Origin of the sequence: Pseudescherichia sp., from assembly GCF_031998825.1 — a bacterium.
Taxonomy (GTDB): domain Bacteria; phylum Pseudomonadota; class Gammaproteobacteria; order Enterobacterales; family Enterobacteriaceae; genus Pseudescherichia.
Window position 1 is genome coordinate 21,136 of record NZ_DAMACX010000030.1, and the last position, 11,796, is coordinate 32,931.

An 11,796-nucleotide genomic window follows, 5' to 3' on the forward strand; every position below is an offset into this window, starting at 1 on the left:
GGTGAGTAACATGAGTATCGCAGCCCCATATCGTCGAATGGGAGTCGATATCATTAGGTCTCCTGGTCGGATTGATGCATTCCAACACCTTATTTTTACAAGATTTTGAGAGCGGAATCTCAAATTGTATCAAAAATACCCCTCGGGAGCACCCTAAGAAATAGTCCATTTCCTAATTGGTGTCATCAGCCAAACGGGTCTATAGAGGCAAAAATAGTCATAAAGTGTGTGGCCTCTCGCAAATTTCCGCTTAAATGTGAAGCAGATCGCTCAGCCTTTGACCTCCTCCCCGGTACTCGCCCCGCAGGGATGAGTTTGCCTTGCACAACGGGTGGCACACTGTTGAAAAACCTGGAGAGGACGCCACCATGCAACGCTGTGCCCTTGCGCTTTTATTGCTCCCCATTACTGCCTGGTCCGAATGGACCGCGCCCGGCTTTCCTGCATTCAGCGCCACCGGCAGCGGGGTCTATCACAGCGAGGCCACGTTCAAAAAGGGTACCACTCCTCTCACCTTAAAAAGTGATAATCAGTGCTGGCAGCCCGCCAGCGCACCTAAGCTCAATCAGATGCTGTCGCTTCAGCCCTGCGCCGGTGACGCACCACAGTGGCGAATTTTTCGCGACGGCGACTACGCGCTACAGATAGATACCCGCTCGGGCACGCCAACGCTGATGCTGACGGTTGCCGCCCCGTCTGACGCGGAAGCCAGCAGCACTGCCCTGCGCCAGTGTCCGGTATGGGACGGCAAACCGCTCACGATCGACGTGAGTAAAACCTTTGCCGACGGCAGCCAGGTGCGTGACTTTTACAGCCAGCAGGTTGCCACGGTGGAAGGGGGAAAAGTTACCCTTCAACCCGATGCCAAAAGCGGCGGCCTGCTGCTGCTTGAGCAGGCCGATCCCCCTGCCGATGCCCCCTTTAGCTGGCACAACGCCACCGTCTACTTTGTTCTTACCGACCGCTTCGTCAACGGCGATCCGGCCAATGACAGCAGCTATGGCCGCCATAAAGATGGCATGCAGGAGATCGCTACTTTCCATGGCGGCGACCTGAAGGGGCTGACCAGCAAGCTGGATTACCTCGCCGGGCTGGGGGTCAACGCGCTGTGGGTCAGCGCGCCCTTTGAGCAGATCCACGGCTGGGTGGGCGGCGGTACCAAAGGCGACTTCCCGCACTATGCCTACCACGGCTACTACACCCTGGACTGGACGACGCTAGATGCCAACATGGGCAGCGAGGCGGATCTGCGCGCGCTGGTCGACGGTGCGCACCAGCGCGGCATCCGCGTGCTGCTGGACGTGGTGATGAACCACACCGGCTATGCCACGCTGGCAGATATGCAGACTTACCAGTTCGGCGCGCTCTACTTACAGGGCGAGGAGCAACAGAAGATCCTTGGCGACAGGTGGACGGACTGGCGGCCCGCCACCGGACAAAACTGGCACAGCTTCAATGACTACATCAACTTTAGCGATGCCGCCGCGTGGGAAAAGTGGTGGGGCAAAAACTGGATCCGCACCGACATCGGCGACTACGACAGCCCTGGCTTTGACGATCTCACCATGTCCCTCGCCTTCCTGCCGGATATTAAAACTGAATCCACCGCCCCTTCCGGGCTGCCGGTCTTCTATCAGCATAAGCCCGACACGCGAGCCAAAGAGATCGCAGGCTATACGCCGCGCGACTACCTGACCCACTGGCTGAGTCAGTGGGTAGGCGAGTACGGCATCGACGGTTTCCGGGTCGATACCGCCAAGCATGTGGAGATGGCCGCGTGGCAGCAGCTGAAAACCCAGGCAACGGCGGCGCTGGCAGAGTGGAAGCAGGCTAACCCGGAGAAAAAAGGTGATGATGCGCCGTTCTGGATGACCGGCGAAGCCTGGGGCCACGGCGTGATGCAGAGCGAATACTATCGCCATGGCTTTGATGCGATGATCAACTTTGATTACCAGGAGCAGGCGGCAAAAGCTACGGCGTGTCTGGCAAATATGGTGCCGATCTGGCAGCAGATGGCGGACAAATTGCAGGATTTTAACGTCCTGAGCTATCTCTCTTCTCACGATACACGTCTTTTCCGCGAGGGTGGTCAGCGGGCTGCCGAGCTGCTCTTGCTGGCTCCCGGCGCGGTACAGATATTCTATGGCGATGAGTCTGCGCGCCCCTTCGGCCCCACCGGCTCCGATCCGCTGCAGGGCACCCGATCCGATATGAACTGGCAGGACGTCGATGGCCAGTCGGCGGCAACCGTGGCGCACTGGCAAAAGCTCGGGCAGTTCCGTGCCCGACACCCTGCCGTAGGTGCGGGTAAGCAGTCGTCGCTGGAGCTAAGCCAGGGCAGCGGATTTATGCGTGAAAATGGCACAGATAAAATCATAGTGGTATGGGCAGGAGAGCAGAATTAACCTCTGCCGTTGAAACTGTTTTTAGCATAAAAACACAAAGCATGGTCAGGCGACGGATTTGCACCGCGCCTGCGCTAGCGTTAAGGTGTGCCAATTTTAAAATCAGACCGATAGATCACCTGCTATGACATTTTCACTTTTCGGCGACAAATTTACCCAACATTCAGGCATTACGCGCCTGATGGAGGATCTCAACGACGGTCTGCGCACCCCCGGCGCTATTATGTTAGGCGGCGGCAACCCGGCGCAGATCCCGGAGATGACCGACTACTTCCAGAAGCTGCTGGCCGATATGCTTGCCTCCGGCAAAGCGACTGATGCGCTGTGCAATTATGACGGCCCGCAGGGTAAATCCGAGCTGCTGACCGCCCTCGCCGAAATGCTACGCAACACATTAGGTTGGGATATTGAGCCGCAGAATATTGCACTGACTAACGGCAGCCAGAGCGCGTTTTTCTACTTGTTCAATCTGTTTGCTGGCCGCCGTGCCGATGGAACCACCAGGAAGGTGCTCTTCCCGTTGGCACCAGAGTACATCGGCTATGCGGATTCCGGGCTGGAGGAGGATCTCTTCGTCTCCGCCCGTCCCAATATTGAACTGCTGCCGGGCGGCCAGTTTAAGTATCACGTTGACTTTGAGCATCTGCACATTGGCGAAGAGACCGGCATGATCTGCGTCTCGCGGCCGACCAACCCGACCGGCAACGTCATTACCGACGAGGAGCTGATCAAGCTGGATGCCCTCGCCAATCAGCACGGCATCCCGCTGGTGATCGATAATGCCTACGGCGTGCCCTTCCCGGGCATTATCTTCAGCGAGGCGCGCCCGCTGTGGAACCCGAACACCATTCTCTGTATGAGCCTCTCCAAGCTGGGCCTGCCCGGCAGCCGCTGCGGCATTATCATCGCCAATGAGCAGACCATCTCGGCGATCCGCAACATGAACGGCATCATCAGCCTTGCCCCCGGCGGCATTGGCCCGGCGATGATGTGCGAGATGATCAAACGCAACGATCTGCTGCGCCTGTCGGAGACGGTGATCAAGCCGTTCTACTACCAGCGCGTGCAGGAGACGATGGCCACGCTGCGCCGCTACCTGCCGGAGGAGCGCTGCCTTATTCATAAGCCCGAGGGGGCCATCTTCCTCTGGCTATGGTTCAAAGACCTGCCCATCACCACCGAGTTGCTCTACCAGCGTCTGAAAAAACGCGGCGTGCTGATGGTGCCCGGCGACTTCTTCTTCCCGGGTCTCGACAAGCCCTGGCCGCACACTCACCAGTGCATGCGCATGAACTACGTGCCGGACCCGGATAAAATTGAGGCTGGGGTGAAAATCCTCGCCGAAGAGGTTGAGATCGCCTGGCAGGAACGCAGTAATTAACACCGTTGTAGGCCGGGTAAGCGCAGCGCCCGGCAAAGCATAAGACTCAGCGTCCTGGCAGCACGCGCCTTGCAGCCTCCGCCAGAAAGGCGCTTCGGTTACTGTAGTCAGGGTGCTCACGAACAAAATGGTCAATTTTTGTTAATAAACGCTTCGGTAACGTGATATTGATTCGTTCTGCACGGCCATCAAACTGGTTGATGTTTATATCAACCAGTAACCATTGCCCGCCTATAAAATCAGCAGGATTATTTTCCAGATGCGCTTCTATTGATCCCGGACCAGGGAGCATCTCCTGAGTTTCACAAAGCAATTCGAAGTGTGCCGTTAAGGCCTCTTTCGCATCCTGAAAGGCATCGTCTAACGTATCGCCAGCAAAAAAACAGCCCGGCACATCTGGAAAGAAACCACTGGCGCTGCCGTCAGGATCGGCATGAATATAAGCCGGATAAAACATAGACACTCCTACATATTAAAGTTTTAAACCAGCCTGCCGCCAAATCTGCGCCAGCGTGCCCGGCTTAATGTCTTTTCGCGGATGCGGAACCGTCACGAGTCCGGTACGCGTTGGATGACAAAACTGATGATAGCTTCCTCTGACTCTGACCAGCATCCAGCCATGCCTTTTCAAAATTGTAATGACATCCTGGCTCTTCACATCCCTATCCTTCACTGGATTATACACATCATACACACGTTTAATGACAACAGGATCACAATAGCGCATGACAAAATTGTGGTCTGCCGCAGGATCTCAAAGCTGGAAAGCAACACGAAAAGAGATTGTTTAGAGGACACAGCATTGCATTTTATTGTGAGCGACCAGGCAAAGGTTATGGACCGTAGGCCGGGTACGCGCAGCGCCACCCGGCGTCTTAGCGCTCAGGAGTTAATATGCTCCTTACAGTATCGCCGCTTCCATATAGCGGGCGTCAGGCCGGTATGCTTGCGGAAGATTTGCCGGAAATAACCAACGTCGCTAAAGCCGCACAGGCCAGCAACCTCTTTAAGGGAGCGGGCATCGCTAATCAGGAGCTTCTCCGCTGCCCGCACGCGCTGGCGATGAATGGCTTCGGTAAGCGTCAGGTGAAAAACGCGGCGATAGACCCGCCCCAGGTAATCTGCGTTGCAGTGAAGCTCTCTGGCGAGCGTGCTGGTAGAGAGCGGGAGGTGAAAGCGAGTGCGAATAAGCTGCTGCGCTTTCCATGCAAGGGCGACGCCGCTGTCGTCGCTCTCCTCCCTGATATGCTCGTCTGGGGTCATCTGCTGCAAAATCATCAGCAGGATAAATTCAAGCGCTGATGTTCGCTCCAGTTTTTCCTGCTCGCTTAAAAACTGCCGGAACAGAGAGATCATGTACTGCGGATCGCGGATCCGCATATGCTGCGGAATAGATAGCGTACTTATCCACGGCGACCTATCCGCCTCTGCTTTTACCTCGAAATGCAGCCAGTAAAATTTTAGATCCGTTGGAAAATCATCAACGCCAACGTGCCTGCGCTGCGGCCAGAGCAGCAGGCTCTCTCCGGCATTAACCTGAAACAGCATCTCCTCTTCGCGGATCGCCAACGTTCCCTTCTCGACAAAAATAATCTCCCAGGAGTCAAGCCTGCGTGACGGGTGCCTGCCAACGCCCCGAGAGATAAACAGCCCACCGTTTTGCACCTTGACCGGAAGCGCTATGGATAATTCGAGCATAGATATGTCAATTCTCGCTTTTCAAACCGCTAGTTAACATCTTTGTTATTGATTATTAATAAATTAATGCGTTTTCGCCCGATCGGCTTCACATTTTCCAAACGAGGTCGGAATCGTCATCTTTTTATACTTCTTTGTTGCCTTGTTACCCTCTGTTTTGTGGGCAAAATTGAACAGGTCATTTCCAATAACAGCGCTGCCCTCGCGGGCGGATAGCTAAAAAAAGAGATCTCCACCCTACGAGGAGTTATCTATGACCTCTACACCGATTACCCATACAGGCATTGCTCAGGGTGCGGTTGACGATAAACTGTCGATTCGCGAAAAAGTAGGCTACGGCCTGGGCGACGCAGGCGGCACGGTTATTACCTGCCTGATCATGAATTTTCTCACCTTTTTCTATACCGACGTTTTTGGCCTCACCCCGGCGCTGGTGGGCACGCTGTTTATCGCCCTGCGCGTTTTCGACGCCATTTCCGATCCGTTCATGGGCGTCATCGCCGACCGCACGCAGAGCCGCTGGGGACGCTTTCGTCCCTGGCAGCTGTGGGTAGCGATCCCCATCGGCATAATTGGCGTACTGACCTTTACCGTGCCGGACGCCAGCATGGGGATAAAAATCGCCTGGGCGTTTGGTACCTATCTGCTGCTCTCCGTCGGCTACACCGCGATTAACGTCCCCTACTGCGCGCTGATTAATACCATGACCACGCGCCATAGTGAGGTGATCTCCTGCCAGTCCTGGCGCTTCGTGCTGTGCGGCGTCGCGGGTTTTCTGGTCTCGGTCGGCCTGCCGTGGATGGTCGATCTCTTCGGCCAGGGCAGCGCCGCCAGAGGCTACCAGCTGGGCGTCGGCGTGCTGTGTGCAATTGCCGTTGTGATGTTCCTGTGCTGCTTCTTCTGGGTCCGCGAGCGGGTGCCGCTGGCGCTGATGGGCAAATTTACCCTGCGTGAGCACCTGGCGGGGCTGCGTAAAAACGATCAGCTGCTGTTAATGCTGGTGATGTCCTTCCTGCTGATTAACGTCTTCAACATTCGCGGCGGGGGCTATATGTACTTCATCACCTACGTGCTGGAGGGCAGTACGGCCTATACCTCTCTATTCTTTACGATGGTCACCTTCGCCTCGATCCTTGGATCCGTTATCGTCAACCCGCTTACTCGCCGTATCGATGCCGTTAAGCTTTACTACTACACCAACCTGGTGCTGGCCGTGCTGGCCGTCGGCATGTGGTTTTTGCCGGGTGGCCCGCAGCATCAGACGCTGTGGCTGGCGGTCATCCTTGGTAACGGTATTATCCTTGGCTTTACGCTGCCGCTGCACTTCTCGCTGATGGCGTTCTCCGATGACTACGGCGAGTGGAAAACCGGCGTGCGCTCATCGGGCATGAACTTCGCGTTCAACCTGTTCTTTATCAAGCTCGCCTGGGCCTCAAGCGCGGGAATTATCAGCCTGGTGTTCATTGCCGTGGCCTACCAGCCCGGCACAGGCAATCAGACCACCGCCTCGCTGCAGGGGATCACCGCGATGGAAACTCTGCTGCCTGCCCTGTTCCATCTGTTGCTGGCGCTGGCAGTTCGCGTCTGCAAGCTCAATAACCCAATGATGGCGCGTATTTCCACCGACCTGCGCCAGCGCCATGTCCAGTCCTGAGGAGAAGATGATGACTATCATGGAAACCGACCTGCATAAGCTTAACGTCACCGATCCGTTTTTAGGCCAGTACCAGCGACTGGTGCGCGACGTGGTGATCCCCTATCAGTGGGATGCACTGAACGACCGTATTCCCGAAGCCGATCCCAGCCATGCCATTGAAAACTTCCGCATTGCCGCTGGCCTCTCTGAGGGCGAGTTCTACGGCATGGTTTTCCAGGACAGTGACGTAGCAAAGTGGCTGGAAGCCGTGGCCTGGTCGCTGTGCCAGAAACCCGATGCTGAGCTTGAGAAAACGGCCGATGAGGTGATTGCGCTCGTTGCAGCAGCGCAGCGTGACGATGGCTATCTGAATACGTACTTTACGGTAAAAGCCCCTGCCGAGCGCTGGACCAATCTCGCCGAGTGTCATGAGCTGTACAGCGCCGGACATATGATCGAGGCGGCGGTGGCGTACTTTCAGGCCACCGGCAAGCGCAGCCTGCTCGACGTAGCCTGCCGCCTGGCGGATCATATCGACAGCGTGTTTGGTCCTGGCGTTAACCAGCTTCAGGGTTATGACGGCCACCCGGAAATTGAGCTGGCCCTGATGCGCCTGTTTGAGGTGACCCAAGAGATTCGCTATCGCAATCTGGTGAACTTCTTCGTCGAGCAGCGCGGCACGCAGCCACACTTTTATGATAGGGAGTTCGCGCAGCGCGGCGGCACCTGGTTCTGGCCTAACCATGGCACGGCGTGGATGGTGAACGATAAGGCATATAGCCAGGCGCACCTGCCGCTTGCCGAGCAGCAGAGCGCCATTGGCCATGCGGTACGCTTTGTCTATCTGATGACCGGCGTCGCCCACCTGGCGCGACTCTCCGGCAATGAGCGCCTGCGCCAGGATTGCCTGCGGCTGTGGCAAAACATGGCCCAGCGCCAGCTCTATATCACCGGCGGCATCGGCTCACAAAGCCGGGGAGAGGCGTTCAGCAGCGATTACGACCTGCCGAACGATACCGTCTACGCTGAGAGCTGCGCCTCGATCGGGCTGATGATGTTTGCCCGCCGGATGCTGGAGCTGGAGGGCGACGGCCAGTATGCCGACGTGATGGAGCGTGCGCTCTATAACACCGTGCTGGGCGGGATGGCGCTCGACGGTAAACACTTCTTCTATGTGAATCCGCTGGAGATCGCCCCAAAATCACTGAAGTTTAATCACATTTACGACCATATTCAGCCGGTCCGCCAGCGTTGGTTCGGCTGCGCCTGCTGTCCACCAAATATCGCCCGCCTGCTGACCTCTATCGGCCATTACATCTATACCCCGCGCCCCGATGCGCTGTTTATCAATCTCTATATAGGCAATAACGTAGAGATCCCCGTGGGGGATAAGACGCTGCGGGTGCGTATCAGCGGCAACTACCCGTGGCAGGATAGCGTTGAGGTTCGCATCGACTCACCCCAGCCGGTGCAGCATACGCTGGCCCTGCGCCTGCCGGAGTGGTGCAGCGATCCGCAAATTTTGCTCAACGGCGAAGCGGTGCAGGGTGAGGTACGCAAAGGCTATATGCATCTCAGTCGGCTCTGGCATGAAGGTGACACGCTATCGCTAACGCTGCCCATGCCGGTCCGTCGTGTATATGGCAACCCGCTGGTGCGCAGCGTCGCTGGCAAGGTGGCGATTCAGCGCGGCCCGCTGGTCTACTGCCTTGAAGAGGCGGACAACGGCGAGGCGCTGCATAACGTCTGGCTACCTAAGGAGAGCCACTTCAAACTTGTTGAAGGTAAAGGGATATTCGCCCATAAGGTGCTTATTCAGGCCGAAGGTGCGAAGCAAATTGCCGCCCAGGCGGATCAGCAGCCGCTGTGGCACTTCGATGATGCACCCGCCAGCCGGGAGCCACACACCCTGACCTTTATCCCGTGGTTTAGCTGGGCTAATCGCGGCGAGGGGGAAATGCGCATTTGGGTGAACGAGGGGTAATATACAGTCATGGTAATGCCCGGCGGCGCTACGCTCGCCGGGCCTACAAAGGCTGTGGACCGTAGGCCGGGTAAGCTTGCGCCACCCGGCGATAAAGGTTTAGAACAGCCCGAGTGGTTTATCGGAGTAACTCACCAGCAGGCACTTGGTCTGCTGGTAGTGATCCAGCATCATCTTATGGGTTTCGCGTCCGATGCCGGACTGCTTGTAGCCGCCGAACGCTGCGTGGGCGGGATAGGCGTGGTAGCAGTTGGTCCAGACGCGTCCGGCCTGGATACCGCGCCCCATCCTGTAGGCCAGACTGCCGTTGCGGCTCCAGACGCCCGCGCCCAGCCCGTATTGGGTATCATTAGCCAGCTCCAGCGCCTCTTCCACCGTTTTAAAGGTGGTCACGGCGAGTACCGGGCCAAAGATCTCCTCCTGGAAGACGCGCATATTGTTCTGCCCAAAAAGAATGGTCGGCTCGAGGTAGTAGCCCTCTTTCAGCTCACCCTCAAGCTGCTTGCGTCGCCCGCCGGTGAGTACGTCCGCCCCCTCGTTTTTACCGATGTCGATATAGTTGAGGATGGTCTCCATCTGCCCCTGGGAGACCTGCGCCCCCATCTGGGTGACGGTATCGAGCGGGTTGCCGCTGCGAATGCTCTCTACCCGACGGATAGCGCGCTCCATAAAGCGCTCGTAGATCGACTCCTGCACCAGCGCTCGGCTCGGACAGGTACAGACCTCGCCCTGGTTAAAGGCAAACAGGGCAAAACCCTCCAGCGCCTTATCGAAGAAGGCATCCTCCTCATCCATCACGTCAGCGAAGAAGATGTTCGGCGACTTGCCGCCCAGCTCGAGGGTGACCGGAATAATGTTCTGGGTCGCGTACTGCATAATCTGCTGGCCCACTTCGGTAGAGCCGGTAAAGGCCACCTTGGCGATGCGCTTCGAGGTAGCAAGGTACTCACCAATCTCGCCCCCCGCGCCGTTAACCACGTTAACCACTCCCGGCGGCAGCAGATCGCCCACAATCTCCATCAGCAGCAGCACAGAGAGTGGCGTCAGACGCGCAGGTTTTAAGACGATACAGTTCCCGGCGGCGAGCGCGGGCGCCATCTTCCAGCTCGCCATCAGCAGCGGGAAGTTCCACGGAATAATCTGCCCAACCACGCCCAGCGGCTCGCGGAAGTGGTAGGCCACCGTCTCGCTGTCTACCTCGCTGATGCCGCCCTCCTGGGCACGAATACAGGAGGCAAAATAGCGGAAATGGTCAATCGCCAGCGGCACGTCGGCTCCGCTGGTTTCGCGGATCGGCTTGCCGTTATCCCAGGTTTCGGCGGTCGCCAGCAGCTCCAGGTTCTGCTCCATGCGGTCGGCAATCTTCAGCAATATGGCCGCCCGGTCCTGCACGGAGGTATGCGCCCACTTATCTTTCGCCTTATGGGCAGCGTCCAGCGCCAGATCGATGTCGCGCTTGCTGGAGCTGGCAATTTCGCACAGTGGCTGGCCGGTGACTGGAGTCAGGTTCTGGTAATACTCGCCGTCGGCGGGTGGAACCCAGTCGCCGCCGATAAAGTTTTCATAGCGCGCTTTTAAGGTAAGAGGATAACCGTATTCGCCAGGCTGGATGCGGTTGCCGGGGGGATTATTTGTCATGGCCGTCTCCTTGCAGGGGTGTCCTTCAAGGGTAGACGCGGCGGTTAAAAAAGCAGCGGGAAGATCGCCGCTTTTCGACGCTGTTCACGTATTACCTTACTTTACATTTTCCCGCCTGGCCTGAGCCATACTTAAACGTAAGGAACCGGAAAAGGGAAATACCTATGCACTATTTTATTGGTTTTGATGTCGGGGGAACCCACATCAAGCATGGCCTGATCGACGAGCATGGCGAAGAGCTCTCTTCGGAGGAGTTCGACACGCCCGAGGACGAAGAGTCGTTTAAAAAAGCGTGGAAAGAGGTAGTCGAAACCTATCAAAAGGATCACGAGATTGCCGGTATCGGCGTCAGTTTCCCCGGCCATATCAACGTGCATACCGGCAAGGCAGCAAAAGCGGGCGCGCTGGACTTTATGGACGGCACAAATCTGCACGATCTCTTCACCACCCTCACGCATCTGCCGGTAGTCGTGGAAAACGATGCCAACTGCGCGGCGCTGGGTGAGCGCTGGCGCGGTGCCGGACAGGAGTTCGAGAACTTCGTCTGCATCACCGTGGGCACCGGCATCGGCGGTGGGATTATCGTAAACGGCGAGCTGTTCCGCGGCGTACACTTCCACGCCGGGGAGTTTGGCGTGATCCCGGTCGGCAACAACGGCGAATGTATGCACGAGGTCGCCTCCGGCAGCGGCCTGATGAAGGCCTGTCGCCAGGCGCTGGCGGTCTCTGCCGACGAGATGCCGCATGGTAAAGAGCTATTCGAGCGGATGGACAGCGACGTCCATCTGCGCGAGGCCATTAACCAGTGGGCGCTGTTCCTGGCGCGCGGCGTCTATAGCGTCATCTCCATGTTCGACCCCGAGGCGGTGCTGATTGGCGGCGGGATAAGCGAGCAGGAGAAAGTTTACCAGCTGCTCGATCGCCACCTGGAGACCTTTGAGATGTGGGAGGCGCTGCGCGTGCCGATCCACCCCTGCAAGCTGGGTAACCAGGCGGGCAGATTAGGGGCAGTGTGGCTGGCGAAGCAGAAAATCGCGCCCGATGAGTAGGGCGC

Annotated in this window: 9 protein-coding genes; 5 read left to right on the forward strand and 4 right to left on the reverse strand. The window is 57.4% G+C overall.

The features are described from left to right. The first annotated feature begins 368 nt into the window (after positions 1–368). Both RTP97_RS14190 and avtA read left to right on the forward strand, forming a co-directional pair. Entirely contained in the window at positions 369–2,405 is a 2,037-nt protein-coding gene (locus tag RTP97_RS14190; RefSeq protein ID WP_312414726.1) for an alpha-amylase, read from the forward strand. Between the two features lie 124 nt (positions 2,406–2,529). Further along, positions 2,530–3,786: a valine--pyruvate transaminase gene (avtA, locus tag RTP97_RS14195; protein WP_312414729.1), complete on the forward strand. Its 1,257-nt coding sequence runs from the start codon at positions 2,530–2,532 to the stop codon at positions 3,784–3,786. 46 nt (positions 3,787–3,832) lie between these two features. On the opposite strand, the gene RTP97_RS14200 is transcribed toward avtA, so the two are convergent. From RTP97_RS14200 to RTP97_RS14210, 3 genes are all read right to left on the reverse strand, one after another. After that, positions 3,833–4,243 (reverse strand): type II toxin-antitoxin system HicB family antitoxin, encoded by a 411-nt coding sequence (locus RTP97_RS14200; protein WP_312414730.1) that lies wholly within the window; start codon positions 4,241–4,243, stop codon positions 3,833–3,835. A gap of 15 nt (positions 4,244–4,258) precedes the next feature. Further along, complete coding sequence (locus tag RTP97_RS14205) at positions 4,259–4,444, reverse strand: type II toxin-antitoxin system HicA family toxin (protein ID WP_312414732.1); 186 nt, start codon at positions 4,442–4,444, stop codon at positions 4,259–4,261. Positions 4,445–4,668: 224 nt separating this feature from the next. Continuing rightward, on the reverse strand, positions 4,669–5,484 hold the full coding sequence (locus RTP97_RS14210; protein WP_312414734.1) for a helix-turn-helix domain-containing protein: 816 nt from the start codon (positions 5,482–5,484) through the stop codon (positions 4,669–4,671). A 253-nt stretch (positions 5,485–5,737) separates the two neighbouring features. Between RTP97_RS14210 and RTP97_RS14215 the strand changes: the two genes are divergently transcribed. Together RTP97_RS14215 and RTP97_RS14220 are read left to right on the forward strand one after the other, a co-directional pair. Then, a complete protein-coding gene (locus RTP97_RS14215) occupies positions 5,738–7,138 on the forward strand; it encodes an MFS transporter (protein ID WP_312414737.1) in 1,401 nt (466 codons plus the stop codon). 10 nt (positions 7,139–7,148) lie between these two features. After that, the gene (locus RTP97_RS14220) at positions 7,149–9,104 is read left to right on the forward strand and encodes a glycoside hydrolase family 127 protein (protein WP_312414740.1); all 1,956 of its coding nucleotides are present in this window, start codon (positions 7,149–7,151) and stop codon (positions 9,102–9,104) included. Positions 9,105–9,203: 99 nt separating this feature from the next. Here RTP97_RS14220 and aldB read toward each other — a convergent pair whose 3' ends face one another. Further along, entirely contained in the window at positions 9,204–10,742 is a 1,539-nt protein-coding gene (gene aldB, locus RTP97_RS14225) for an aldehyde dehydrogenase AldB (protein ID WP_312414742.1), read from the reverse strand. A gap of 164 nt (positions 10,743–10,906) precedes the next feature. On the opposite strand from aldB, the gene RTP97_RS14230 reads away from it, so the two are divergent. After that, complete coding sequence (locus tag RTP97_RS14230) at positions 10,907–11,791, forward strand: ROK family protein (RefSeq protein WP_312414745.1); 885 nt, start codon at positions 10,907–10,909, stop codon at positions 11,789–11,791. Positions 11,792–11,796: the final 5 nt, after the last annotated feature.

Excerpts from the sequence above, each read along its gene's own strand:
- RTP97_RS14190 (WP_312414726.1), top strand. The coding sequence starts at position 369 with ATGCAACGCTGTGCCCTTGCGCTTTTATTGCTCCCCATTACTGCCTGG.
- avtA (WP_312414729.1), top strand. The coding sequence starts at position 2,530 with ATGACATTTTCACTTTTCGGCGACAAATTTACCCAACATTCAGGCATT.
- RTP97_RS14200 (WP_312414730.1), bottom strand. The coding sequence starts at position 4,243 with ATGTTTTATCCGGCTTATATTCATGCCGATCCTGACGGCAGCGCCAGT.
- RTP97_RS14210 (WP_312414734.1), bottom strand. The coding sequence starts at position 5,484 with ATGCTCGAATTATCCATAGCGCTTCCGGTCAAGGTGCAAAACGGTGGG.
- RTP97_RS14215 (WP_312414737.1), top strand. The coding sequence starts at position 5,738 with ATGACCTCTACACCGATTACCCATACAGGCATTGCTCAGGGTGCGGTT.
- RTP97_RS14220 (WP_312414740.1), top strand. The coding sequence starts at position 7,149 with ATGACTATCATGGAAACCGACCTGCATAAGCTTAACGTCACCGATCCG.
- aldB (WP_312414742.1), bottom strand. The coding sequence starts at position 10,742 with ATGACAAATAATCCCCCCGGCAACCGCATCCAGCCTGGCGAATACGGT.
- RTP97_RS14230 (WP_312414745.1), top strand. The coding sequence starts at position 10,907 with ATGCACTATTTTATTGGTTTTGATGTCGGGGGAACCCACATCAAGCAT.